At 66.7% G+C, this 24,142-nt stretch carries 23 protein-coding genes; 13 read left to right on the forward strand and 10 right to left on the reverse strand.

The features are described from left to right. Positions 1 to 44 precede the first annotated feature (44 nt). Complete coding sequence (locus CP958_RS10300) at positions 45 to 1,871, forward strand: long-chain fatty acid--CoA ligase (protein ID WP_096701877.1); 1,827 nt, start codon at positions 45 to 47, stop codon at positions 1,869 to 1,871. A 175-nt stretch (positions 1,872 to 2,046) separates the two neighbouring features. Next, on the forward strand, positions 2,047 to 2,937 hold the full coding sequence (locus tag CP958_RS10305; RefSeq protein WP_242442833.1) for a response regulator: 891 nt from the start codon (positions 2,047 to 2,049) through the stop codon (positions 2,935 to 2,937). A gap of 79 nt (positions 2,938 to 3,016) precedes the next feature. On the opposite strand, the gene CP958_RS10310 is transcribed toward CP958_RS10305, so the two are convergent. After that, the gene (locus CP958_RS10310; RefSeq protein ID WP_096701879.1) at positions 3,017 to 4,081 is read right to left on the reverse strand and encodes a hypothetical protein; all 1,065 of its coding nucleotides are present in this window, start codon (positions 4,079 to 4,081) and stop codon (positions 3,017 to 3,019) included. Between the two features lie 84 nt (positions 4,082 to 4,165). Then, entirely contained in the window at positions 4,166 to 4,972 is an 807-nt protein-coding gene (locus CP958_RS10315; RefSeq protein WP_096701880.1) for a cell envelope integrity EipB family protein, read from the reverse strand. 222 nt (positions 4,973 to 5,194) lie between these two features. Here CP958_RS10315 and CP958_RS10320 point away from each other — a divergent pair, with 222 nt between their 5' ends. After that, on the forward strand, positions 5,195 to 5,455 hold the full coding sequence (locus tag CP958_RS10320) for a hypothetical protein (protein WP_096701881.1): 261 nt from the start codon (positions 5,195 to 5,197) through the stop codon (positions 5,453 to 5,455). After that, positions 5,452 to 5,937: a hypothetical protein gene (locus tag CP958_RS10325; protein WP_096701882.1), complete on the forward strand. Its 486-nt coding sequence runs from the start codon at positions 5,452 to 5,454 to the stop codon at positions 5,935 to 5,937. Before CP958_RS10320 ends, CP958_RS10325 begins: the two co-directional genes overlap by 4 nt. 81 nt (positions 5,938 to 6,018) lie before the next feature. On the opposite strand, the gene aspS is transcribed toward CP958_RS10325, so the two are convergent. Continuing rightward, positions 6,019 to 7,815, reverse strand: coding sequence for an aspartate--tRNA ligase (gene aspS / locus CP958_RS10330; RefSeq protein ID WP_096701883.1), 1,797 nt, complete (start codon positions 7,813 to 7,815; stop codon positions 6,019 to 6,021). A gap of 186 nt (positions 7,816 to 8,001) precedes the next feature. Between aspS and CP958_RS10335 the strand changes: the two genes are divergently transcribed. Genes CP958_RS10335 through CP958_RS27325 form a run of 3 tightly spaced genes read left to right on the forward strand, consistent with a single transcriptional unit; the run spans position 8,002 to position 10,485 of the window. Continuing rightward, positions 8,002 to 8,613 carry a response regulator gene (locus tag CP958_RS10335; RefSeq protein WP_141400482.1) on the forward strand — a complete coding sequence of 204 codons (612 nt, stop codon included), beginning with the start codon at positions 8,002 to 8,004 and terminating at the stop codon, positions 8,611 to 8,613. Between the two features lie 50 nt (positions 8,614 to 8,663). Then, positions 8,664 to 9,860, forward strand: a complete 1,197-nt coding sequence (gene rnd, locus CP958_RS10340) for a ribonuclease D (protein ID WP_096701885.1) — start codon at positions 8,664 to 8,666, stop codon at positions 9,858 to 9,860. A 1-nt stretch (position 9,861) separates the two neighbouring features. Beyond that, the gene (locus tag CP958_RS27325) at positions 9,862 to 10,485 is read left to right on the forward strand and encodes a YkgJ family cysteine cluster protein (protein ID WP_170958918.1); all 624 of its coding nucleotides are present in this window, start codon (positions 9,862 to 9,864) and stop codon (positions 10,483 to 10,485) included. Here CP958_RS27325 and CP958_RS10350 read toward each other — a convergent pair. Genes CP958_RS10350 through CP958_RS10360 form a run of 3 tightly spaced genes read right to left on the reverse strand, consistent with a single transcriptional unit; the run spans position 10,475 to position 14,556 of the window. Beyond that, a complete protein-coding gene (locus tag CP958_RS10350; protein ID WP_096701887.1) occupies positions 10,475 to 10,930 on the reverse strand; it encodes a YaiI/YqxD family protein in 456 nt (151 codons plus the stop codon). The genes CP958_RS27325 and CP958_RS10350 overlap by 11 nt on opposite strands. Next, positions 10,927 to 12,411: a Ppx/GppA family phosphatase gene (locus CP958_RS10355; RefSeq protein ID WP_096701888.1), complete on the reverse strand. Its 1,485-nt coding sequence runs from the start codon at positions 12,409 to 12,411 to the stop codon at positions 10,927 to 10,929. Before CP958_RS10355 ends, CP958_RS10350 begins: the two co-directional genes overlap by 4 nt. 6 nt (positions 12,412 to 12,417) lie before the next feature. Continuing rightward, complete coding sequence (locus CP958_RS10360; RefSeq protein WP_096701889.1) at positions 12,418 to 14,556, reverse strand: RNA degradosome polyphosphate kinase; 2,139 nt, start codon at positions 14,554 to 14,556, stop codon at positions 12,418 to 12,420. 89 nt (positions 14,557 to 14,645) lie between these two features. On the opposite strand from CP958_RS10360, the gene CP958_RS10365 reads away from it, so the two are divergent. Beyond that, on the forward strand, positions 14,646 to 15,173 hold the full coding sequence (locus CP958_RS10365; protein WP_242442834.1) for a histidine phosphatase family protein: 528 nt from the start codon (positions 14,646 to 14,648) through the stop codon (positions 15,171 to 15,173). On the opposite strand, the gene CP958_RS10370 is transcribed toward CP958_RS10365, so the two are convergent. From CP958_RS10370 to CP958_RS10385, 4 genes are read right to left on the reverse strand one after another with little or no spacing between them, the layout of a single operon-like run. Next, positions 15,174 to 15,953 carry an SDR family oxidoreductase gene (locus CP958_RS10370; RefSeq protein ID WP_096701891.1) on the reverse strand — a complete coding sequence of 260 codons (780 nt, stop codon included), beginning with the start codon at positions 15,951 to 15,953 and terminating at the stop codon, positions 15,174 to 15,176. Then, positions 15,928 to 16,626 (reverse strand): DNA replication protein, encoded by a 699-nt coding sequence (locus CP958_RS10375; protein WP_096701892.1) that lies wholly within the window; start codon positions 16,624 to 16,626, stop codon positions 15,928 to 15,930. Before CP958_RS10375 ends, CP958_RS10370 begins: the two co-directional genes overlap by 26 nt. Next, positions 16,623 to 17,705: an AI-2E family transporter gene (locus CP958_RS10380; protein WP_096701893.1), complete on the reverse strand. Its 1,083-nt coding sequence runs from the start codon at positions 17,703 to 17,705 to the stop codon at positions 16,623 to 16,625. Before CP958_RS10380 ends, CP958_RS10375 begins: the two co-directional genes overlap by 4 nt. After that, a complete protein-coding gene (locus CP958_RS10385; RefSeq protein WP_096701894.1) occupies positions 17,702 to 18,775 on the reverse strand; it encodes a DUF2066 domain-containing protein in 1,074 nt (357 codons plus the stop codon). The genes CP958_RS10380 and CP958_RS10385 overlap by 4 nt, the downstream gene beginning before the upstream one ends. Before the next feature lie 63 nt (positions 18,776 to 18,838). Between CP958_RS10385 and purM the strand changes: the two genes are divergently transcribed. Genes purM through CP958_RS10410 form a run of 5 tightly spaced genes read left to right on the forward strand, consistent with a single transcriptional unit; the run spans position 18,839 to position 24,139 of the window. Continuing rightward, positions 18,839 to 19,933, forward strand: coding sequence for a phosphoribosylformylglycinamidine cyclo-ligase (gene purM / locus CP958_RS10390; protein ID WP_096701895.1), 1,095 nt, complete (start codon positions 18,839 to 18,841; stop codon positions 19,931 to 19,933). Positions 19,934 to 19,935: 2 nt separating this feature from the next. Then, a complete protein-coding gene (gene purN / locus CP958_RS10395) occupies positions 19,936 to 20,547 on the forward strand; it encodes a phosphoribosylglycinamide formyltransferase (protein ID WP_096701896.1) in 612 nt (203 codons plus the stop codon). Continuing rightward, a complete protein-coding gene (locus tag CP958_RS10400; RefSeq protein ID WP_096701897.1) occupies positions 20,540 to 21,520 on the forward strand; it encodes a glycosyltransferase family 9 protein in 981 nt (326 codons plus the stop codon). The genes purN and CP958_RS10400 overlap by 8 nt, the downstream gene beginning before the upstream one ends. A gap of 55 nt (positions 21,521 to 21,575) precedes the next feature. Then, positions 21,576 to 22,100 (forward strand): adenine phosphoribosyltransferase, encoded by a 525-nt coding sequence (locus tag CP958_RS10405; RefSeq protein ID WP_096701898.1) that lies wholly within the window; start codon positions 21,576 to 21,578, stop codon positions 22,098 to 22,100. An 8-nt stretch (positions 22,101 to 22,108) separates the two neighbouring features. Further along, a complete protein-coding gene (locus CP958_RS10410; RefSeq protein ID WP_096701899.1) occupies positions 22,109 to 24,139 on the forward strand; it encodes a PAS-domain containing protein in 2,031 nt (676 codons plus the stop codon). Positions 24,140 to 24,142 lie beyond the last annotated feature (3 nt).

Genomic DNA, 24,142 nt, shown 5'->3' on the forward strand with positions numbered 1-24,142 from the left:
CAATATAAGGACGGCGCCACGGCGCGAACAGGGAGTTTCGACGCATGGAGGTTGAGTTCGCCGCGCAGACCAGCCTGCCGGCCATGTTCCTCGCCCAGGCCGAGCGCCTGGACGCCCGCCCGTTCCTGGGCTTCAAGGCCGGGGATTCCTGGCATGCGCTGTCGTGGAGCGAAACGGCGGAGCGCGTGCTGGCCCTGGCCGCCGGATTGCGTGCCCTGGGGCTGGAAAGCGGCGACCGGGTCATGCTGGTGGCCGAGAACCGCCCCGAATGGGCCATGGCCGATCTGGCCATCATGGCGGCCGGCGGCATCTGCGTGCCCGCCTACACCACCAACACCGTGGCCGATCACCTGCACATCCTGGAGAATTCCGGCGCCCGGCTGATCATCGTCTCCACCAAGGCGTTGGCCGAGCGCGTCCTGCCCGCCGCCGCCCGCTCGGACCATGCTCCCGCCATCATCGCCATGGAGGCCCTGGCCCTGGCCCAATCGCCCGGCGTGGACATCCACGCATGGGACGCGGTGCTGGAATCGGGGCGAGGGCACGAGGCTGAAATCCGCGCCCTGGCGGCCGGCCTGAAGCGTCAGGACACCGCCTGCCTGATCTACACCTCGGGCACCGGCGGCGTGCCCAAGGGGGTTATGCTGTCCCACGGCGCCATCCTGTGCAATTGCATGGGCGCCACCGACGTGCTGCGTGAACTGGGGCTGGCACAAGAGGTCTTCCTGTCCTTCCTGCCGCTGTCGCATGCCTACGAGCATACGGCCGGCCTTCATTTCCCCATCTCCATCGGCGCCGAGATCCGCTACGCCGAGGGCATCGAGCATCTGGCCGCCAACATGGCCGAGGTATCGCCCACCATCATGACGGCGGTTCCCCGTCTCTACGAGACCATGCGGACCCGCATCCTCAAGGGTCTGACCCGGGTCAGTCCCTTGCGGCGGCGCCTGTTCGCGGCGGCCCTGGACCTGGGGACCCGGCGCATCAAGGGCGAGCGCCTCGGCCCGTTCGACCGCCTCGCCGACCGTGTGCTGGAGCGGCTGGTGCGCGACAAGGTCCGCGCCCGCTTCGGCGGCCGGCTCAAGGCCTTCGTCTCGGGCGGCGCCCCCCTGCCCTACGAGGTGGGCCTGTTCTTCATGGCTCTCGGCGTACGCATCCTGCAGGGCTACGGCCAGACCGAGGCGGCGCCGGTGATCGCCGTCAATCGTCCCGACCACAACCGTCTCGAAACGGTCGGACCGCCCATGCGGGGCGTCGAGCTCAAGATCGCCGGGGACGGCGAAATCCTGGTCCGGGGCGAACTGGTGATGCGGGGTTACTGGCGCGATCCCGACACCTCGGCCCAGGCCGTCGACGGCGACGGCTGGTTGCATACCGGCGACATCGGCGAGATCGATCCGGACGGCTGCCTGCGCATCACCGACCGCAAGAAGGATATCATCGTCAATTCCGGCGGTGACAACGTGGCGCCCCAGCGCATCGAAAGCTTCCTGACCCTGGAACCGGAAATCGCCCAGGCCATGGTCCATGGCGATCGCCGCCCCCATCTGGTCGCCCTGATCGTTCCCGATCGGGAATGGGTGCAATCCTGGGCCGAGGCCACCGGCCAGACGGCATCCTTGACCAACATCATGAACAGTGATGAATTGCGCAAGGCGCTGACCCTGGTAATCGACCGGGTGAATCGCCAACTCTCTCCAGTCGAGAAGATTCGGCGGTTCATGGTCGCTCCCAATCCATTTGAAGTAGACAATGGCATGCTGACTCCAACCCTCAAGATTCGCCGCCACCAAATCAGGGAGACATACGGGCAGGCCCTGGATGCTCTTTATGAGGAAAAGACACAGAGCCGGAATCAGACATTCCGGTGAAAGCTTTGGCAACAGACGGCAAATGGATTGTTAACAGAACTAACCATCGCTAAGGTTGTGTCACAACACCTATCCTTCGTATTGCTTTTTGACGAAGCCTTGCATTAAAAACATTCTCGCTTCCGCAGCATCCTCGCAGAGACCGTTTGGCCAGATGTCACGAGCTGAACCCGCAATGCCCCTGGCCCCCGTTCCGGCCGCCGTCGACCTGTCAAAGGTCAAGGCGCTGGTCTGCGAGCCCAGCCTGCCCATCCGGCAGGGCATTCGTCTGGCTCTGAACAATGTCGGCATCCGCGATATCACCGAAGCCTCGACCTTTCTCGCCGCCCATCAGGCATGCAAGGAGGGCGACCACGATTTCCTGGTGCTCAATCAGGAGATCGAGACCAACGATTCCACCTTCATCATGCGCGAGCTGCGCTCGGGGGTCCTGGGCCGCGACCCGTTCATCCTGACGGTGATGCTGCTGTCGTCGCGCGAGGAGCCCAAGGTGCGCTCGGTGATCGATTGCGGCCCCGACGACCTGCTGCTGATCCCCTTTGCTCCCGATCAGTTGATGAACCGCCTCAAGGTTCTGGTCGAGCGGCGCAAGCCGTTCGTGGTGACCCACGATTATATCGGCCCCGACCGCCGCGCCGCGCCGCGTCCCGGCGCCACCTCGGCCACCCAGTTCCAGGTTCCCAATCCGGTGCGGGCCCGCGGCACCAACCTGCCGCGCGACCGTTACGACCGCCTGAAGCAGGATTCCATCGTCGCCATCGGCATCGAGCGCATCAAGCGGCTGGCCGCCACCATGGACTGGGAGTGCAACGCGCTGACGGTCAGCGCCCGCGACGGCAAGATGACCGCCGAAAGCACCTATCGCAGCATGGCCAAGCTGGAGCAGGTAACGGCCGAACTCTCGATCCGGGTCACCAAGCAACTGGGCCACACCACCGAGACCATCGACGGCTTGCTGGAAATGTGCCGCAGATTGAAAGCGACGCCCGGCAACGTCGCTTTTTCGGATATCGAAACCATTACCCAGACGTCGCGCCGGATTTCCGGGACCTATAGCGCGCGATAGCACGCCACGACTTCAGTATTGCCCATCCCGTGGCAGCCGCTCGTGGTTGACGGCGGCGTGCGGACGGAGAAGACCCGCTTTACCGGGCTTCGCCGCGCGGGGCGATGATATCCAGGGTTTCCTGCAGTTGCGTCCGCTGCTCGCGGACGGTGGCCGCCTGATCGGGCAGGCCGAGCGCTTCCAGGATGGCAGCCATGCTGTCCAGGGCGACGATCAGCGACGGCACGGCGTGGACCGGGTCGGTGTTGACCGCATCGTGGAACAGATCCACCGCCTCCAGCGACAGGTCCAGCCCTTCCTTGAGGCGGCCGGCATCGTGACTGCGCCCCGCCAGATTCCCGACGGCCTGGGCCAGGGTCAGGCGATGGGCGGTGCCATCGGCCTTGAACAGCATGCGGGCAAGATCGGCGGCCTCGGAGGCATGGGCCAGGGCGGTCTCCACCTGACCGGCGCCGGCCAGGGCCACGGAAGCCTGCTGCAGGGTCAGAATCAGCAATTGCACCACGGCGGCCGGCGGCGCATCGCCGAACAGGCCGATCAGCAGCCGGCGGGTATCGATGGCCTCGGGCCATAACCCGACCTCGGTGAAGGCCATGGCGGCACGATGCAGCGCCTCGACCATGGAGCCGAGGAACGGCTGCCCCGCCGGGCCGCCATCGCGAAAAACCTCCACGGCCTGGGCCAGTTCCTCGACGGTGCCGGCGGTATCGCCGCCCCGCATCTTGAGCCCGGCCAGATTGATCAGCGATGAGACCAGGACGAAACGGGCCTTGTCCGGGTGAGAGGCCATGGCCTGGCGCGCATGCTCGACCGCGTCGACACCGACCGCCCTCGCCTCTTCCAGGCAGGACGCCTCGGCCAGCAGGTTGGATTGGGAATTGAGCAGCGATGCCAGTTGCACCGCATAGGCCTCTGGCTGAACCTGAGCCATGGCCCGATACAGTCCGACGGATTCCGATATGGCCAGCAGCCCGGCCTCGGTATCGCCCTGGGCGATCTGCAGATTGCCCAACTGCCAAAGGCATTCGGCATGGGCGGGATAGACGATGCCGGGATCGAATTCCAGGCGCCGGCGAAAATCCGCGGCAAGGGCGCCAAGGCGCACGATTTCCTCGCCGGAATCGGCGGGCTGGGACGTGGTCAAGCGGATTCTCCTTTCGCGAGGCCCCTTCTGGGCCCGGACACACCCGAGCGCGTTACGCTCGCGCGACAGTTTAGGCGGCCATGGTTAACACTTCGTTCGAGGCAGCATCTCGATGGATTCCAGTCGGCCCTTCAGGCTGAAGGTCTTGAAGATTTGCTCGATGTCCTCGGCGACGCCATTAGCGTGATAGTTGAGAGACATCTCGAATTCCGGCAAGGGATCAGTGCTGCCGATGGGGAAGAACGCCATGCGCATGGGCCAGGCCGGCGAGTTGAGCAGCGGGCTCGACACCGCGGCGGGCTGGGACATCGTGGCGCGGCCGATCTGGGCGCTGGTCTCCAGCGCTCCTTCCTCGCCCTGCCCGTCGAACAGCGGCCGCGCCAGGATGCGGCCGCCCTTGTTGGCGGTCTCGATCAGCCGGATGGTGTGGGCGGTGGGAAACAGCGTCCCCTTGGGCAGCTTGATGGAGCGCGGCTCCGGACGGGTATAGTGCGCTACGCCGCCCTGCCCCGCCCCCCGGAGCTTGGCCGAGCCCTCGACTTCCTCGGTCACCTGGCCCTCGCGGGACTGGCGCACCCGGAAGCGGTAGTTGAGGCCGTCCTTGGACTCCCAGCCCAGGAAATCGGTGGTGGTCGCCACCTGTCCGCCCTCGGAATAGGCATAGGTGATGACCAGGCGGAATTCGGTGATCCAGCCATCACAGGCATCGATGAACTCGTAGGTCCAGGCGCCGTTGGCATTGGCCATGCCGCTGCCGGAGCGGGACGCCGACAATCCCATACGGTAGGTGGCGCGATGGGAGGCGAGATCGGCGGCATGAACCACCTCCGCCCCGAACATCGCCAGACTGGCGGCGAGGCACCCCGACACCACCCCAATTCTGCGCTTCATCAAATCCTCCGACGGGAATCCCCGTACCTATTATATACACCGCCGGCGCCCGCCCACCAGAGCAGACGGAGCCCGGCAGATATTTCCCGGCCAATCGGCAACATTTTCCCCACCGGACGGAGCGGACCGCACCAAGACGACGGATTTCCGCCATTCGGTCCTGGCACGAAGCCTGCATCCTTAATATCGGGTTCGTGGTTCGAATTTTGGAGGTGTTGGCGGATGACATTCGAATTCGCTCCCGATTGGATGGAGACCCTGTTGCGGCCTTCTTCCTATTCGCCCGCCAGCCTGGGCTTGTCGCCGATGATGCCGGCCACCAATCCGCCGGCCCATCCCGACGCCGGCGAAGTGGCCGCCCTGGTGGGCGAACTGTTCGCCGAGGGAACCCTGTCCGCCGAGCAGTTCCGCTCGCTGCTGGCCGCCCCCGAACTGGAACCCTATCTCGAAACCACCTTGCAGCCCTGCATCAAGACGCCATGAATATCGGATCGACCCTTCTCCGCCTGTTTTCCGACCGCCCGTCCCCCGAGACGCAGCGCCTGGAACCACGCCTGAGCAATGCGGTCGACAATCAGGCCGCCAAGACGGAAAAGGCCGCGGAACCCCTGATCGCCCTGCCGCCCCCGCGCCCCGAGGAACCGCGCTACGACCTGCGCAACGTCTCGCCCCGCGAGTTCGCTGACATCACTCACGAGCTTTATATGGAAGGCACGCTGAACTGGGACGAGTTCCAGATGATCGGCTTCCCCAGCGAGCTCAGCCCCCGCTACAACGAAACCATCGGCGCCCTGACCGGTGAAAAAGCCAAGCCCGATCAGCCCAAGGACATGCTCGGCCACTGGGAACAGCGCGTCGAGTTCGAGCGCAAGTACAACCCCGACGCCGATCAGGTCCGCACCGCCGAAAACGCCCTGGCCAAACTCAGCTGGCAGTCCCAGACGCCGGTGAAGCTGAGCGCCTGAGGCGGCGGCTCCGCCTCCTTTCGCAATCCATGAAAAAAGGGGGCCGAATCCCCCTTTCCCATTTTCGGCGAAGAGAAGGCCTCAGCCCTCCTTCACGTCCTTCTTCGGCTTGGGCAGGTCGACCTTGAGGTGCAACTCGCGCAGACGCTCCATGGTGACCTCGGCAGGCGCCTGCATGAGCAGGTCCTGGGCCTGCTGGTTCATGGGGAACAGGATGATCTCGCGGATGTTGGGCTGGTCGGCGAGCAGCATGACGATGCGGTCGACGCCCGGCGCCGAGCCGCCGTGGGGCGGCGCGCCGAACTTGAAGGCGTTGAGCATGCCGCCGAAATGCTCTTCCACGTGGGCGGCGGAATAGCCGGCGATCTCGAAGGCCTTGTACATGATGTCGGGGCGATGGTTACGGATGGCGCCCGACGACAGTTCGACGCCGTTGCAGATGATGTCGTACTGGAAGGCCTTGATGGTCAGCGGGTCCTGATTCAGCAGCGCGTCCATCTCGCCCTGGGGCATGGAGAACGGATTGTGCGAGAACTCGACCAGACCGGTCTCCTCGTTCAGCTCGTACATGGGGAAGTCCACGGTCCAGCAGAACTTGAAGACGTCCTTTTCCAGCAGGTCCAGCTCGTTGCCGATCTTGGTGCGGACGGCTCCGGCGAACTTGGCGGCGGGCAACTCCTTGTCGCAGGAGAAGAACACCGCGTCGCCATCCTTGAGATTGGCGGCGGCCTTGATGGCCTCGACCCGGGCGGGCTCCAGGTTCTTGGCGATGGGGCCCTTGGGACCGTCGGCGGCGAACTGGATGTAGCCCAGGCCACCGGCACCGTTCTCGCGCGCCCACTCGTTGAGCTTGTCGAACCACGAACGCGGCTGGCCGGCGGCGCCGGGCGCCGGGATGGCGCGCACCACGTTGCCCTTGTCCACCAGCTTGGCGAACAGGCCGAAGCCGGAGCCGCGGAACGGCTCGGTGACGTCGGCGATGATGACGGGGTTGCGCAGGTCCGGCTTGTCCGAGCCGTATTTCAGCATGGCGTCGGCATAGGTGATGCGGGGAAAGGGCGCCGGGGTGACGGCGCGGCCCTTGCCGAATTCCTTGAACACGCCTTCCAGCACCGGCTCGATGGCGGCGAAGACGTCGTCCTGCGTCACGTAGCTCATCTCGAAGTCGAGCTGGTAGAACTCGCCCGGGCTGCGGTCGGCACGGCCCGCTTCGTCGCGGAAGCAGGGGGCGATCTGGAAGTACTTGTCGAAGCCGGCCACCATGAGGAGCTGCTTGAACTGCTGCGGCGCCTGGGGCAGGGCGTAGAACTTGCCGGGATGCAGGCGCGACGGCACCAGATAGTCGCGGGCGCCCTCGGGGCTGCTGGCGGTCAGGATCGGCGTCTGGAACTCGGTGAAGCCCTGGCTGATCATGGCCTGACGCAGATGGGCGATGACGCGCGAGCGCAGCATCATATTGGCGTGCACGTCTTCCCGGCGCAGATCGAGGAAGCGGTACTTGAGGCGCATGTCCTCGGGATATTCCTGATCGCCGGCCACCTGCAGGGGCAGAACGTCGGCGATGGACTGGATCTGCACCTCGGCGACCTGAAGCTCGATCTCGCCGGTGGGCAGGCGGGGATTGATGGTCTCGGCCGAGCGCTTGACCACCTTGCCGGTGACGGTGATGACGCTTTCGGGCCGCGCCTTTTCCAGGGTGGCGAACACCGGGCTGGACACGTCGATGACGCACTGGGTCAGACCGTAATGGTCGCGCAGGTCGACGAACAGCAGATTGCCGTGATCGCGCTTGCGATGAACCCAACCCGACAGCCGCGCCTGGATGCCGGCATCCGCCGCCTTCAACTGACCGCAGGTGTGTGACCGATAGACGTGCATGAAACCCTCGTAACGCGGCTCTTGCCAATTCGAAGCGGGAAGAAGGCATCCCGGGCCATATTTTGTCAAGGCGGGATAACCCAATATTTACGAGTCCGGAGCAAACTCGTTCCTGGCAGCCCGATCGGAGCGTGATCGGATGCCGGCGGCCAGAAGGTCCGTCCGATCTTGCCAGGATGGTGAGCCATGACGCACGACGCCCCCCATAGCGCCCAAGGTATGCGCGCTCTCTTGCGCAATCTCGATTCCAGAAGCCGCGACGTGGTCGCCCGCACCCTTGGGGTGCTGGGGTGCCGCGACCTGTTGTGCCTCGACGAAGGGGACGGCGCGGAAGACCACCTGCGTTCCGGCACGGTCGACCTGCTGGTGGTCGACACCGACGGCGACGTGGAGGCGGCCTGCGCCCTGGTGCGCGACATGCGCCGGGGCATCCGGGCCGAGAACGCCTTCGCCATCACGGTCCTGATGACCTCGCTGGCCCAGACCGAGCACCTTTCCCACCTGCTGGATTGCGGCGCCGACGCCATCTTGGAGAAACCCGTCGATCCGGTGAAGGTGGCCGAGCGGATAACCGCCCTCACCCGCAAGCGCCGCTGCTTCGTGGTGAGCGAGTCCTATGTCGGCCCCGACCGCCGCATCCGTGGACGGCCGGATTCGTCGCCGGCCGCTCGCATCGCCGTCCCCAATCCGCTGCGCGAGACCACGCTTTCCGGCATGAGCCGAGACCAGTTGCGCGACCTGATCCAGATGACCTGGGAAGCGCTCGACCGGAAGCGGACGGCGTCGCGGGCGGTTTGAGGCAGCCCCGCGCTTGCCGGAACCGCCGCCAGGGTGTATCTGTGGCAGCCATGCCGATGATCTCTGATACCGAGTCGCTTGCGGCTTTCTGCCGCCGACTGAAATCCGCCCCGTTCGTCACCGTCGACACCGAATTCATGCGGGAGAAGACGTACTGGCCCCAGCTCTGTCTGGTCCAGGTGGCCGGACCCGACGAAGCGCGCGCCATCGATCCGCTGGCGCCGGGCATGGACTTGGCCCCGCTGTTCGAGCTGATGGCCGATACCAGCGTGCTGAAGGTGTTCCACGCCGCCCGCCAGGACGTGGAAATCTTCCTGCATCTGGCCGACGCCATCCCCACCCCCATCTTCGACACCCAGATCGCCGCCATGGTCTGCGGCTTCGGCGACGCGGTGGGTTACGAGACCCTGGCCTCGCAACTGGCCAAGGCCCGCATCGACAAATCAATGCGCTTCACCGACTGGTCCATGCGGCCGCTGTCGGAAAAGCAGGTCCAGTACGCCCTGGCCGACGTCACCCATCTGCGCGTCGCCTATGAGAAGCTGGTGCGCAAGCTGGAGAAGAACGGCCGCATCGAATGGCTGGCCGAGGAAATGGCCCTGCTGACCGAGCCCGGCACCTACCGGGTCGACCCCGAGAACGCCTGGCGCCGGTTGAAGCCCCGCTCCACCTCGCCGCGCTTCCTGGGCGTGCTCAAGGAACTGGCCGCCTGGCGCGAGCGCGAGGCCCAGGAGCGCGACCTGCCGCGCCAGCGCATCCTCAGGGACGAGACCCTGACCGAGATCGCCGCCCACCACCCCGTCGACACCCACGAGCTGGGCCGCACGCGGGGTATCGGCAAGGGCCTGGTCGAGGGCAAGATGGGTCAGGCCGTCCTGGAAGCGGTCAAGCGCGGCATGGCCCTGCCCGAAGCCGACTGCCCCAAGCCCAGCGACCGGGTCGAAGTGCCCAAGGGCCTTGGCCCCGTGGTCGAGCTGCTCAAGGTGCTGCTCAAGATGAAGTGCGACGAGCACGGCGTGGCCGGCAAGCTGATCGCCAATTCCGCCGACATCGACGCCATCGCCGCCGACGACGATGCCGACGTCCCGGCCCTGCACGGCTGGCGGCGCGAACTGTTCGGCGCCGACGCCCTGAAGCTGAAGCACGGCCATCTCGGCCTGGGCTTTTGCACCGATGGCCGCCGGTTGCGCACCGTGCCCATCGAGCCGGTCGAGGCCTGTTCCGCCGAGCCGGTGGCGGCCGACTGATTTGGCCGGGCTCGGCTATTCCGACGCCCGGCGACAATCGGCCTCGGCAGCCGCCGAAGCCCTGTCCCGGGGACAGAGCCCGGCCGACGCCGCTCGCGCCGCCATTGCCGCCACCGATACCTTTTTCGACAAGGCCCGTCAGGCGCTGAACCTGGATGCCCAGTTGAAGCAGCAGGCCTGCGCCGCCGGCTGCTCGTGGTGCTGCCACCAGATCGTCGCCATCACCGCCGCCGAGCTTGACCTGGTGGCCGAAGCCGTCGCCGCCAAGCCGTCCGAGGCCCGCGCCGCCATCGCCACCCGCGCCCGCGAGGCGGCGGCCAAGGGTACCGGCCTGGACCAGCGGCAATGGTGGGCGGCCCGCATCCGCTGCCCGCTGCTGGAGGATGACGGCCTGTGCGGCATCCACGCCGCCCGCCCCCTGCCCTGCCGCGCCCACAATTCCGCCGATGCCGGCACCTGCCGCCGCTCCTTCGAGGGCGAGGCGGTGCGCACCCCCGTTCTGGCCGCCCAGCAGGGAATCTGGGCCCACGCCCAGACCGGACTGGCCGAGGCATTGCTGAAGGACAATCGCTCTACAGAGGCGATGAATCTGGCCCTGGCGGTAAACGAACTGCTTAGGGGATAACCCGTTTCGCCTGATGCACCATGGTGTCCAGCGCCGACAGGAAGCGGGAGCGATCCTGCTTGGCGAAAGGCGCCGGGCCGCCGGTCATGGTGCCGATCTCGCGCAGCGTGTTCATCAGTTCCCGCGTCGCCAGGGCGTCGCCGATGGAATTCTCGGTAAAGGGCTTGCCGTTGGGACGCAGCGCCAGCGCCCGCTTGGCGAGACAGCGGGAGCCCAAGGGAATGTCGTTGGTGACGCAGATGTCTCCCGCCTCGATCAGTTCGGCGATACGGTCGTCGGCGGCGTCGGGCCCCTCGGGCACCACGATCATGGTGATCAGCGGGTCCTGGGGCAGCCGGAGCCAGGCATTGCCCACCACGGTGACGGCCAGGCCATAGCGCCCCGCCACCTTGAACACCTCGTCCTTGACCGGACAGGCGTCGCCATCGATGTAAATTTTGGTCACTTCACCCGCCGGAAAATCAGGGCTTCGCACTCAAGGATCTTGGCGAGGCGGTCGAAGGAGCGGTCACCATCGAGGGTGAAGGCCGGATTGTCGGCCGGCACCTCGAGGATCAGATACCTGTCCTCGACGAACAGCCGGGTCTGGCGCAGCAGATTGGGGGCGCCCCCCGACAGGGTATGGGCGAGACGCAGGGCGAGGCCCACCACCCGGGCGCGGCGGAATGCGCCTTCGTCCAGCAGTTGGATGAAGCGGGCCACCTCGGGCGAGTCCTCGTTGCCCTGATAGCGGCAGAACACCGCGAAGGCGATGGCGGCGCGGTGGCGGTGGCCGACGCCCATGAACGGCAGGCGCAGGATGCGCAGGAAGGCCTGTTCGGCGCGGTAATCGGGGTGCTCGTTCCAGAAGATATCGGACACCAGACAGGCGGCGTGGCGCAACTGGCTTTCCCGCGTGCTCTCCGACGGAAACAGCGGCGCCATCCAGGCCAGCAGTTCGTCGCCGTGTTCGGGAAAGCGGGAGTTCAGCAACGCCATGTGGCGGCACACCGACAGCAGCGGGTCTTCCTGCTTCAGCCTGTCGGGCAGGCGCTTGAGGAATTGCCCCTCGCGCATGCCGTAGATGGAGAATACCAATCGCGACGGGCCGATGGCGCGGATCACCCGGGATAGGATCAGCGCCGCCATGGGCAGGCCGCCGGTGCGCTTCTTGGAGATGCCGGGAACCTTCTCCAGCGACTTGCGGCTTTGGGTCGACACCAGTTCCAGGATGGACAATGCCTCGCGGGCATCCAGCGAGAAATTGTCCAGCACGGTCAGCGGATGCTGGGTCTGGGCGATGCAGATGCGGGCGATGGACCGCCACGCCCCGCCGACCGCGTAGAGATTGCGCCCCTTCCCCTCGCCCAGCCAGGCAATGCCCCTCAGGTGGCCGTCGACGATGTCGGCCGCCTTGGCCCGGTCGTCGGCCGAGGCCTCGGACAGGCGCAGCAGGCCCAGCGGCATGGTGACGTGCAAGCCGAAATTCTGGTCCTGCACGGTGACTAGTTCCAGCGAGCCGCCGCCCAGATCGGCGACGATGCCGTTGGCGTCGGGAGTGCCGCACAGCACGCCCATGGCGGCCATCTTGGCCTCCTGCCCGCCGGTCAGCACCTTGACCTGCACGTCGAAGCGCCGCTCGATCTCATGCACGAAATCGGGGCCGTCGACAGCATCGCGCACCGCCGCCGTGGCCAGCACGTCCAGGCGTTCCACCTCCATGGCCCGGCACAGGGTCACGAAGCGCCCCACCGCCACCAGCGCGGCCTCCACCCCTTCCGGGCTGAGCCGTCCGGTACCGCCCACTCCTTGGCCCAGGCCGCACACCGCCTTTTCATTGAACAGCGGCACGGGAACACGCTGAGCCATATCGTAGACGCACAGGCGAATGGAATTGGACCCGATATCGACGATGCCGATGGGGTCCTGGCGCAGCTTGATCTTCATGGCCGGCTAAGCAAGTTGCAGGTGCTTCGACTTGCGCCCGCGTTCGCCCGCGCTGCCCCGACCCGACAGGGACGGATTGGTCATAAAGTAGGTGTGCGCGTTGAACGCCCCCTCCTCGGCCTGGAAGCGCTCATAGACGCCGTCGGGGCGCAAAATCCAGGTCTGGGCCTGATCCTTGAGGTTGGCCACCATGATCTGATCGAGAATCTGGCGGTGCACAGTGGGATTTTCGATGGGTACGAAGGATTCCACCCGCCAGTCCATGTTGCGCGGCATCCAGTCGGCCGAGGAGATGAACAGCTTGGCATGACGGGACGGCAGGCGGTGACCATTGCCGAAGCAGATCACGCGGGAATGCTCGAGGAAGCGCCCGACGATGCTTTTCACCCGGATGTTGTCGGACAGGCCGGGCACGCCGGGCCGCAGGCAGCAGATGCCGCGGATCACCAGATCGATCTTCACCCCGGCCTGCGAGGCGCGGTACAGCGCGTCGATCAACTGCGGGCAGACCAGCGAGTTCATCTTGGCCCAGATGGCGCCCGGCTTGCCGTCCTTCACATTGGCGATCTCGTCGTCGATGAGGGAGAGCACCTTCTTGCGCAGGTAGATGGGGGCGATGGCCAGGCTCTCCATGCCGTCGGGCTTGGCGTAGCCGGTCATGAAGTTAAAGGTCTTGGCCGCGTCGCGGCAAAGCGCCGGATCACAGGTGAAGAACGACAGGTCGGTATAGATCTTGGCGGTGATGGGGTGGTAGTTGCCGGTGCCGAAATGGACATAGGACACCAGGGTGCCGCCCTCGCGGCGCACCACCAGGGAAATCTTGGCGTGGGTCTTCAGCTCCAGGAAGCCGAACACCACCTGAGCCCCGGCCCGTTCCAGATCGCGGGCCCAGCGAATGTTGGCCTCCTCGTCGAAGCGGGCCTTCAGTTCCACCATGGCGGTGACCGACTTGCCGGCCTCGGCCGCCTCGACCAGCGCCTTGACGATGGGGGAATCGGCGCTGGTGCGGTACAGCGTCTGCTTGATGGCCACCACCGCCGGATCGGCCGCCGCCTGACGGATGAACTGCACCACCACGTCGAAGCTTTCGAACGGGTGGTGGACGACGATGTCCTTCTTGCGGATGGCGGCGAAACAATCGCCGCCGAAATCGCGGATACGCTCGGGGAAGCGGGCGTGGTAGGGCGGGAACAGCAGGTCGGGGCGCTCGTCGACGATCAGGCGCTTGGTGTCCACCAGACCCAGCAGGCCGTCGATCTCGAACACGTCCTCCTGGTCGGCGTGCATCTCGGCGATGGCCAGAGTCTTGAGGTCCTCGGGGATGCCCATGTTGAAGGTCAGCCGGATGACATGGCCGCGACGGCGGCGCTTCAACGCCGATTCGAACACGCGGACCAGATCCTCGGCCTCTTCGTCGATATCCATCTCGGTGTCGCGGATCACCCGGAAATGGCCGAAGGATTCCATGCGGAAGCCGGGGAAAAGCTGGTCGAGGAACAGCAGCACGAATTCTTCCAGCGGCAGGAAGCGGATGCCGTCGCCGGGCAGGCGGGTGAAGCGCTCGATCTGGCTGGGCAGCGGCAGCAGGGCGCGCAGCACCTCGCCGTCATCCAGCTTGTTGAGGTGCAGCACCAGGGCCGAACTGCCGTTGGGCAGGAAGGGGAACGGATGGGCCGGGTCGATGGCCAGCGGCGTCAGCACCGGGAAGACATGCTCCATGAACCGGCCTTCCAGCCACTTCATGTCGGCCTTGGACAGCTCGGAGCGGTCGATGACCGCGATGCCCGCCTGACGCAGATCGACCTTCAGCTCGCGCCAGCACTTCTTCTGGGCCTCCAGCAGCCGGGCCGCCTCGGAGTTGATGGCGGCCAATTGCTGGGCGGGGGTCAGCCCGTCCTGGCTGGTGGTCATGACGCCCGCATCCACCTGCCCCTTCAGGCCGGCGACGCGCACCATGTAGAACTCGTCCAGGTTGGCCGCCGAAATGGACAGGAAGCGCAGCCGCTCCAAAAGCGGGTGGTGCGGATTGAACGCCTCCTCGATCACCCGGCCATTGAAGGCCAGCCACGACAATTCCCGATTGATGAAGCGATCCTTGGATTCGATATCGATAACGGGAAGGTCGGCGGCCTGCGCATGGGTCACTGTGTTTCTCCACTGGACGAGGCGTGGTGCGCCCCCTCTCATTTATATATCCTGAGCGAAGCCCTGTCATGGCCGAGGCGATTACCGAAATGAGAAAACTGTTCCTGCTCCGTCACGCCAAATCCAGCTGGGATAGCCCGGCGACCGAGGATTTCGACCGTCCCCTGAACGGACGCGGCCGCAAGGACGCCAAGCATATGGGGCGATACATGGAGGAACAGGGCATCCGGCCGGGCATCGCCCTGGTGTCGGCGGCGGCGCGCACCCTGGCCACCTGGGAATTGCTCGAACCCCATCTCGAGGGCGTGCCGGTGACCATCGAGGCCGAATTGTACGAAGCAAGCAAGGCGCGGCTGCTGACCCGGCTGCGTGGATTGGACGATCACATCGAGTCGGTGCTGATGATCGGCCACAATCCCGGTATCGGCCGCCTGGCCGAAGTGCTGGTCGACCATCACGGCGACCCGGCCCAACTGGCCGCCCTGGCGGACAAGTTCCCCACCGGCGCCCTGGCGGCCATCGATCTGGACATCGGCCATTGGGGCGAGGTGGAGGCGGGGCGCGGCCGGCTGGCGGCCTTTGTCCGCCCGAAAGATCTTGGCTCAGAGGAAGACTGACTACAGCGTTCCCGGAAACGCGCCGCCGTCGATCAACAGGTTCTGGCCGGTGATGAAGCCGGCCTGGGCCGAGCACAGATAGGCGCAGGCGTCGCCGAACTCGGCCGGATCGCCGAAGCGGCCGGCGGGATTGGCTTGGCGCCGCCTGTCCAGCACCTCGTCCACCCCAATGCCTTGAGCCTTGGCCTGTCCCTCCATGGTGACACGCAGGCGGTCGGTATCGAACGGACCGGGCAGCAGGTTGTTGATGGTGACGTTGTGGCGCACCGTCTGGCGCGCCAGCCCGGCGACAAAGCCGGTAAGTCCCGCCCGCGCCCCGTTGGACAGGCCCAGGGTGTCGATGGGGGCCTTCACCGCCGCCGAGGTGATGTTGACGATGCGCCCGAATTTCCGCGCGATCATCTGATCCACCGTGGCCTTGATCAGCTCGATGGGGGTCAGCATGTTGGCGTCCAGCGCCTTGATCCATTGGGCGCGGTCCCAGTCGCGGAAATCGCCGGGCGGCGGGCCGCCGGCATTGGTCACCAGGATGTCGGGATCGGAAAGGATGGACAGCAGCACGCCCCGCCCCGCCGGGGTGGTGACGTCCACCGGAACCGTCTTGATGGCGGCGCCGGTCCTGGCGCGGATTTCCTTGGCGGCCTGCTCCAGCACCTCGGGGCGGCGCGCCGCCATCACCACGTTGACGCCCTCGCGGGCCAGGGATTCGGCACAGGCGCGGCCCAAGCCCCGGGAGGCGCCGCAGACGATGGCGCTACGGCCCTTCAGTCCCAGATCCATTGTCGTCATCCTCCAGAATGCGCCGGGCCAGCGGCACGGTGACGGAGCGGCGGCCGGCCAGGGCGGCACGGTCCAGACGCTCCACCAGACCGGCGCAGGCGGCGAAGCTGCGCTCCATGCGGCCCACCAGGAAGTGAACCACATCCTCGCCGATGCGTAACTGGCGATCATCGAACAGCTTGACCAGCAGGGCGGCCAGAAGGGCGTCGTCGGGAGTGCCGATGGACGCCACCGGCATGGCCAGCAGCCGCGAGCGCAGGTCAGGCAGCCGTACCGCCCAGGCAACCGGCGGAGTGCGGGCGGTCAGCAGCAGGATACGGCCCAGCTCGCGGCCCTGGTTGATCAGATGGAACAGCGCCACCTCGTCCAGGGCTCCCGGCCGGTCGCAATCCTCCACCACCAGCACCGGCACCGATTCCAGCAGGGGACGCGAGGATTCGGGGCTGACCTCGGCGGCGGAAATCAGCATGCCACCGCCGGCATGGGCGAACAGATGGGCCAAATGGGTCTTGCCGCTGCCCGCCGGGCCGACGAGGATGCTGGCCGGGCCGGGCCAGCGCCCGGGCGCGGACACCCAGGCATGGGCCGCCTCGTTGCAAGGCGCCACCAGGAAATCGTCAGCGGCCAGCGAGGGCACGTGCCCGAACGCCAGGGGAAGCTGGGCGTCGCTCATGACTTGCTGTAATCGTCCCCGACGCCGTCGTACAGGGAACTTTTCATGTAGTTCTGCAGGGCGAAGCGGGTCAGTACGCCGATCACCGAAGCGGCGGGCACCGCCAGCAGGATGCCGACGAAGCCGAACAGGGCACCGCCGGCCAGCAGCGAGAAGATGATCCACACCGGATGCAGGCCGACCCGGTCGCCCACCAGCTTGGGCGTCAGGAAATTGCCCTCCAGCACGTTGCCGACCAGGAACACGACGCCGACGCCACCCAGCAGGTGCCATTCGCCGCCCTGGGCCAGGGCAAGGCCGATGCTGGCGATCAGGCCGATCAGCATGCCCACGTAGGGGACGAAGGCCCCCAACCCGGTGCCCAGCCCGATCATCAGGCCGAGGTCGAGACCGGTGAGCGTCAGCCCGACGCCGTAGAACACGGCCAGTACCATGCACACCGTGGCCTGGCCGCGCACGAAGCCGGCGATGGTGCGGTCGATTTCCTTCAACTCGAAACGGATGGTCTCGGCATGGTGGCGGGGCAGCCAGTTGTCCACCTTGGCGACCATGTGGTCCCAGTCGCGCAGCAGATAGAAGGTCACCACCGGAGTGATGAACAGCAGCGACAGAATGCTCATCATGGCGATGCCGCCCGACAGCACCCCCTTGACGACCCCCAGCCCCCATTCCACCGCCGTGCCGGCATAGGCCCCGGCCGACGAGCGCAGTCTGGCCAGATCGTCGGGCGACAGGTGGCGGTAGACCTCCTCCAGCAGCGGCGTGGCACGCAGTTGCAGGGATTCGGCATAGGTGGGCACCTTGTGGACGAAGGTCACCACCTGACCCTGGATCATGGGGGCCAACAGGGTCAGCCCCAGGCCCATCAGGCCGAAGAACACCAGGCAGATCACCGCCGTCGCCAGGGTGCGCGACAGCCCGGCCCGCTCCATGCGGTCGGCCAGGGGATCGAGGAAATAGGCCACCGCCATGCCGGCCACGAAGGGCAGCATCACGCTGCGCAGCATATAGAGCAGTACCAGGAAGACCGCGCCGCCGATCAGCCAGAAGCGCAGCCGCTGACCCGAACTCATGCTCATGGCACCCCCTTGAGACGCATGGCCCAGAATCCGTCGTTCCAATCCATCGACAGGCCGGCGGCCGCCAGGGTGGACTTGACCTGCTCGGGCTCGCCCACCGTGTACAGCATCAGCGCCGCCTCTTCACGCGACAGCGAAACGATCTCCCAGCGGCGCACCAGGGTGACGCGGCCCAGGCGCTCGCGCACCGCCACCCAATCGTCCAGCCCGCGCAGTTGCACCATCACCGCCATGGACGCCGCCCGGTCGAAGGACAGCAGGTTCTGCTGCTTGTAGGCGCCGTCCAGGGTCTGGGCCGCCTCGGCGGCGGCATGGCGCAGCACGGCGTCCAGGCCGGCCTCGCCGATGGGATAAGAGCGGGTGTCGAAGGGCTTCATCACGCCGGGCATGCCGGTGGCGGTCACCTCGAGCGTATTGGCGGCGCCGTTGACCATGGCGGTCATCACCAGCACGTCGGGGGTACGGAAGCGGGAGCCCAGCCCGGCCAGGGCATCGGCATCGCCGGCCAGGGCCTTTTCCACCGGCACGGATTGGACATCGACCAGATCGCCGGTGGGCACCACCAGCGGCACCAGACCGCCGCTGCCCTGGCCCAGCCATGCCGCCCGCCATGGATTGGGGTCATCCCACAGCAGGGCGCGGCCGGCTCCGACCGGGCGGAACACCGGCACGATGACCACCGGACGGGGACGGGGCTCGGCATACTTGATATTGGCGTCGCGCAGCAGCTTCTTCACCGCCGCCTGATTGTAGCGGACGGTCAGCGAGGCGATGTAGCGCACCGCCGACGACCGCTCGTACTCGATCGCCACGTCGCGGACGTATTGCAACGCTTCGGCATGGGGCAGACGGCCGTGATCGGCCGGCATGGTCAGGCGTTCGAGCAGGCGCCGGAAACCGACCCGCTGGGCCTCGGCGATAGCCTGCTCCTTGGCCGCCGCCACGGCCTGGGCGGTGATATCGACCTCGATGCCATGCACGGCGAAGGCATCGGCGGCCCGCGCGGCGCCGGAAAACGTCAGCAGAAGGGCGAGGACCAGCCCGGCAAGCCGGAGACCGCGAGAAGACATTGCAAACCGTCCGGGATGAAGTATTTTGGCCCACTCAATTCTGCCCGAGACCATACCACACCCATGCCCACGAGGAAGCCCATTCCCGCGCAAGACAAAAGCCAAGGCCTGACCTACCGCGATGCCGGCGTCGATATCGACGCCGGCGAAGCATTGGTCGAGGCCATCAAGCCGCTCGCCAAGTCCACCGCCCGTTCGGGCGGCGCCGCCGGTCTGGGCGGTTTCGGCGCGCTGTTCGACCTCAAGGCCGCCGGGTTCAAGGACCCGATCCTGGTCTCCTCCACCGATGGCGTCGGCACCAAGCTGCGCGTCGCCATCGAGGCGGGCAAGCACGACACCGTGGGCATCGATCTGGTGGCCATGTGCGTCAACGATCTGGTAGTCCAGGGCGCCGAGCCGCTGTTCTTCCTCGACTATTTCGCCACCGGCAAGCTGAAGGTGGCCGAGGGCACCGCCATCGTATCCGGCATCGCCGAAGGCTGCCGTCAGGCCGGCTGCGCCCTGGTGGGCGGCGAGACCGCCGAGATGCCCGGCATGTATTCCGAGGGCGATTACGATCTGGCCGGCTTCTCGGTGGGCGCCGCCGAGCGCGACCGCCTGCTGCCCGTCGAGGACGTGGCCGAGGGCGACGTGCTGCTGGGCCTCGCCTCCTCTGGGGTGCATTCCAACGGCTATTCCCTGGTACGCCGCATCGTGGAAAAGGGCGGGCTGTCCTATGATTCGGACGCCCCCTTCGCGCCGGGCCGCAAGCTGGGCGAGGCCCTGCTGGAGCCCACCCGCATCTACGTCAAGAGCTGCCTCGCCGCCATCAAGGCCGGCACCATCAAGGCCCTGGCCCACATCACCGGCGGCGGCCTGATCGAGAACGTGCCGCGCGTCCTGCCCGAGGGCGTGGTCGCCGAGATCGACGGCTCCGCCTGGGTCCTGCCGCCCGTGTTCAAGTGGCTGGCCAGAGAGGGCGGCGTGGCCGCCCACGAGATGGCGCGCACCTTCAATTGCGGCATCGGCATGGTGGTGGTGGTCGCCGCCGCCAAGGCCGACGAAGCCGCCCGTATCTTAGGGCAGCACGGCGAGACCGTGGTGCGCATCGGCCGCATCCGCGCCCGCAAGGGCGACGAGGCCCAGTCCCAGGTGCTGAACCAGGGCGAGTGGGTCTGAGCATGCGCAAGAAGGTCGGCGTCCTGGTCTCGGGCCGGGGCAGCAATCTCCAGGCCCTGCTCGATGCCTGCGCCGATCCCTCCTTCCCGGCCGAGATCAGTCTGGTCATCTCCAACGTGCCAGGGGTCTACGCCCTGGAGCGCGCCGAGAAGGCCGGGGTGCCGACCCTGACCATTCCGCACAAGGGCTTCGCCTCGCGCGAGGCCTTTGATGCCGAGATGGACAAGGCGCTGCGCGCCGCCGGCATCGAGATCGTCTGTCTGGCCGGCTTCATGCGCCTGCTGTCCACCGCCTTCGCCGAAGGCTGGCGGGGCCGCATGATCAACATCCATCCCGCCCTGCTGCCCTCGTTCAAGGGGCTGTACACCCACCGCCGCGCCATCGAGGCCGGGGTCAAGCTGCACGGCTGCACCGTCCATCTGGTGACGCCGGAACTGGATGACGGCCCCATCCTGGTGCAGAAGGCGGTCCCGGTTCTGGCCTCAGACGACGAGGACACCCTTGCCGCCCGCGTGCTGGAGCAGGAGCACAAGGCGTACCCGGAGGCGCTCCGCCTGCTGGCCGAGGGCCGTGTGGAGGTCGAGGGCAACCGCGCGCTCATCCGCGATGCCTGATCCGCTCCATGTCCCGGCGTCCATCCTGGTCTATGTCGGCCTGGACGCGGTCGGCGACGGGCTGATCAAGCTGCCCTTCGTGCGCGCCCTGCGCTCCGCCTTCCCCAAGGCCCGTATCACCTGGGTGGCCGGCAAGGGTCACACGGTATTCGCCGACACCCTGGGTCCCCTGGTGCGAGGATTGCTCGATGAAGTGATCGACGAGGCGGATATCGGCTCACATCCCATGGAATTACTGAGCAGGCCGCTTTCCGGCCGCTCGTTCGACCTGATCATCGATACCCAGCGGCGCGGGCTGACCACCTTGATCCTCAGGCGCATCCGCCACCGGCGCTTCATCTCCGCCACCGCCGGCTACCTGTTCTCCGATATCCGCCCCCGCGAGCGGACCCGCCCGGCCTCCATGATCGGGCAGTTGATGCAACTGGCCGAGGCGGCGGCGGGGTGCCCGGTGGAGGCCAACTTCCCCCTGCCCCGCGACCCGGCCATCGAGGCGGAGGCCGAGCGCCTGCTGCCCGCCGGCCCGCGCTATGTGGGCCTGGCGCCCGGCGCCGGTGGCCGCTGGAAGTGCTGGCCGCTGGAGCGCTACATCGCCCTGGCCGCCGGACTGCGGGACGCCGTGCCGGTGTTCCTGCTGGGTCCGGCCGAGGCCGAGGACTGGGCCGCCACCATCCGTGCCGCCCTGCCCCACGCCCTGTTGCCGCTGCAGCAGGCCTCACAGCTTACTCCCATGCTGACCATCGCCCTGGGCCGCCGGCTGGCGGCGGCGGTGACCAACGACAGCGGCACCGGCCACATGCTGGGCGCCGCCGATATTCCGCTGGTCTCGCTGTTCGGCCCGACGCCGGCCAACAAGTTCGCACCGCTGACCCGCCGGGCCGCGATCCTCCGCGCCCAGGATTTCGGCGGCGAGGCCATGGAGGCCATTCCGCGCGAGGCGGTTGAAAAGGCCCTTTCCCAGTTGTTGCTTTGACCCGGCCCGAGGCTGGGGCTACCATATCAGCGCTATCGCAACATCGAGTTCCGTCATGAATATCAAGGACCATATCCGCGGCGTTCCCGACTTCCCCAAGCCGGGCATCCTGTTTTACGACATCTCCACCCTGCTGGCCCATCCCGACGCCTGGCAGGTGGCCATGGGCCGCATGGCCCGCGAGATCATCAAATTCCAGCCCGACGTGCTGGCCGGCATCGAGTCGCGCGGCTTCCTGGTGGCGGCGCCGCTGGCGCTGAAGCTGGGCTGCGGCTTCGTCATGCTGCGCAAGAAGGGCAAGCTGCCGGGCAAGACCATCCGCCACGATTACGAGTTGGAATACGGCACCGACACCATCGAAATCCAGGAAGACGCCATCGCCGAAGGACAGCGCGTGGTCATTCTCGACGACCTGCTGGCTACCGGCGGCACCATGGCGGCGGGGGTCGAATTGCTGCGCAAGATCGGCGCCCACGTCACCGGCGCCGGCACGATCATCGATCTGGCCTTCTTGCCCGGCAAGCAGCGTCTCAAGCAACTGGACGTCCCCTTCACCTGCCTCGCCTCCTACGACGAGTAGGAAACGACATGCCGTTCGCGGGGGTTGAGGCGGCCTTGGCCGGTATGGCCGTGGGAGCGGCGGTAACGCTGCTCGCCATGGGCCGGCGCCGCTCTCCGCCGCTTGCGGCCAGCACGGAAGGGACCCTCGACGCCCAGCGCCAACTGGTCGAGGCCCTGGGCAACAGCCGCGACGGCGTCGCCCTTTTCGATTCCGCCAACCGGCTGATCACCTGCAACGAGCGCTATCGCCAACTGCTCTCCCCCATCAAGGGGTCTATCTCGCCGGGGGCCCGTTTCGACGACCTGATGGCCGAGCTGGCCCGCATCGAGAACCGGGACGAGGGATGGCTGGTCCGCAAGATGTCGGGCGGCGGCCTCACCGACGCCACCGCCAGCGAGGACAAGTTCCGCGACGGCCAGTGGATCACCGTCAGCGCCTATGCCACCCAGGACGGCGGGCAGTTGCGCATCCTGCGCGACATCACGCCGCGCAAGCAGGCGCAGATCTCCCTGGAAGGCACCGTGTCGTGGCTGAAGGGGGTGATGGACACGGTGGTGGACGGCATCGTCACCATCGACGAGACCGGAACGGTGCTGAGCATCAACCCGGCGGCCGAGCGGCTGTTCGGCTGGGCCGCCGACCAGGTGGTCGGGCGCAACGTCAAGATGCTGATGCCCGATCCCCATCAATCGGCCCACGACGACTATATCCGGACCTATCTGCGGACGGGAATGCGCAAGATCGGCTCCTCCGGCCGCGAAGTCGAAGGCTTGCGCCGCGACGGCACCAGCTTTCCCATGGAATTGGCCATCGCCGAGATGCAGCAGGGCGACATGCTCACCTTCATCGGCGTGATCCGCGATATCAGCGACCGCAAAAAGAACGAGCTGGCGCTGCTGGACAGCAAGAACCGCTTGCGCGATCAGGCCGACCGATTGCAGGGGATCATCGACAACATGCCCCAGGGCGTGGCGGTGTTCGCCGCCGACGACGCCCTGATCGCGCTGAACGAATCGGCCATCCGCATGCTGGGCCTGCCCCACGCGGAAATCACGCCGGGAACCATCGACATCTCGCTGTTCATGGCGCTGCTGGCCGCCAACGACACGCCTCACGGCTATCAAAGCGCGCAATTGACCGCCGATCTGGCGGAAAACATCCGCGAGCGGCCGGAAATGGTGTTCGAACATTTCGCCCCCAGCGGCATCATCATGGAGGTGCGCTCCTCGTCCATGCCGGGCGGCGGGCTGATCCTGTCGTTCACCGACGTCACCGACCGCAAGCGGGTGGAGCAGACGCTGCGCGAGGCCAAGGACGAGGCCGAGCGGGGCAACCGCGCCAAGAACACCTTCCTGGCCAATATCAGCCACGAACTGCGCACGCCGCTCAACGCCATCATCGGCTTTTCCGAGATGATGAAGCACGAGATCTTCGGTCCGCTGGAGCCGGCCAGCTATCGCACCTATGTGGACGACATCCACGAAAGCGGCCAGCATCTGCTGGAACTCATCAACGACATCCTGGATATGTCCAAGGCCGAGGCCGGCATGACCGACCTGATGGAGACGGCGGTGCATGTCCCCGATCTGGTCCGCGTCGCCATCCGGCTGCTGGCCCGCCGGGCGGAAAACGCCGGAATCAGCCTGAGCGAGGACCTGCCCCCCACCCTGCCGCTGCTGCTGGCCGACGAGCGGCGGCTACGCCAGATCATCCTCAACCTGGGCTCCAACGCCGTGAAATTCACCGACGAGGGTGGCGCGGTGATCATCGGCGCCCGGGTGACCGAGGCCGGCTTCGTCATCACGGTGAGCGACACCGGCATCGGCATGACGGCGGAAGAACTGCAGCGGGTGATGGAGCCCTTCGTCCAGGCCGACACCAGACTGTCGCGCAAATACGAAGGCAGTGGCCTCGGCCTGCCGCTGACCAAGGCCCTGGTCGGCGCCCACCGCGGCACGCTGCATCTGGACAGCGAACCGGGCCGGGGCACCACGGTGACCGTCACCTTCCCCTCGTCGCGCATCGTCAACCAGGATAGTGCGGCGGCGGATATCTGACTC

It is taken from the genome of Magnetospirillum sp. 15-1, assembly GCF_900184795.1.
GTDB lineage: Bacteria > Pseudomonadota > Alphaproteobacteria > Rhodospirillales > Magnetospirillaceae > Phaeospirillum.

Coding starts and splice junctions, on each gene's coding strand:
- CP958_RS10300 (WP_096701877.1), top strand. CDS start 45: ATGGAGGTTGAGTTCGCCGCGCAGACCAGCCTGCCGGCCATGTTCCTC.
- CP958_RS10305 (WP_242442833.1), top strand. CDS start 2,047: ATGCCCCTGGCCCCCGTTCCGGCCGCCGTCGACCTGTCAAAGGTCAAG.
- CP958_RS10315 (WP_096701880.1), bottom strand. CDS start 4,972: ATGAAGCGCAGAATTGGGGTGGTGTCGGGGTGCCTCGCCGCCAGTCTG.
- CP958_RS10320 (WP_096701881.1), top strand. CDS start 5,195: ATGACATTCGAATTCGCTCCCGATTGGATGGAGACCCTGTTGCGGCCT.
- CP958_RS10325 (WP_096701882.1), top strand. CDS start 5,452: ATGAATATCGGATCGACCCTTCTCCGCCTGTTTTCCGACCGCCCGTCC.
- aspS (WP_096701883.1), bottom strand. CDS start 7,815: ATGCACGTCTATCGGTCACACACCTGCGGTCAGTTGAAGGCGGCGGAT.
- CP958_RS10335 (WP_141400482.1), top strand. CDS start 8,002: ATGACGCACGACGCCCCCCATAGCGCCCAAGGTATGCGCGCTCTCTTG.
- rnd (WP_096701885.1), top strand. CDS start 8,664: ATGCCGATGATCTCTGATACCGAGTCGCTTGCGGCTTTCTGCCGCCGA.
- CP958_RS10355 (WP_096701888.1), bottom strand. CDS start 12,411: ATGAAGATCAAGCTGCGCCAGGACCCCATCGGCATCGTCGATATCGGG.
- CP958_RS10365 (WP_242442834.1), top strand. CDS start 14,646: ATGAGAAAACTGTTCCTGCTCCGTCACGCCAAATCCAGCTGGGATAGC.
- CP958_RS10370 (WP_096701891.1), bottom strand. CDS start 15,953: ATGGATCTGGGACTGAAGGGCCGTAGCGCCATCGTCTGCGGCGCCTCC.
- CP958_RS10375 (WP_096701892.1), bottom strand. CDS start 16,626: ATGAGCGACGCCCAGCTTCCCCTGGCGTTCGGGCACGTGCCCTCGCTG.
- CP958_RS10380 (WP_096701893.1), bottom strand. CDS start 17,705: ATGAGCATGAGTTCGGGTCAGCGGCTGCGCTTCTGGCTGATCGGCGGC.
- CP958_RS10385 (WP_096701894.1), bottom strand. CDS start 18,775: ATGTCTTCTCGCGGTCTCCGGCTTGCCGGGCTGGTCCTCGCCCTTCTG.
- purM (WP_096701895.1), top strand. CDS start 18,839: ATGCCCACGAGGAAGCCCATTCCCGCGCAAGACAAAAGCCAAGGCCTG.
- purN (WP_096701896.1), top strand. CDS start 19,936: ATGCGCAAGAAGGTCGGCGTCCTGGTCTCGGGCCGGGGCAGCAATCTC.
- CP958_RS10400 (WP_096701897.1), top strand. CDS start 20,540: ATGCCTGATCCGCTCCATGTCCCGGCGTCCATCCTGGTCTATGTCGGC.
- CP958_RS10405 (WP_096701898.1), top strand. CDS start 21,576: ATGAATATCAAGGACCATATCCGCGGCGTTCCCGACTTCCCCAAGCCG.
- CP958_RS10410 (WP_096701899.1), top strand. CDS start 22,109: ATGCCGTTCGCGGGGGTTGAGGCGGCCTTGGCCGGTATGGCCGTGGGA.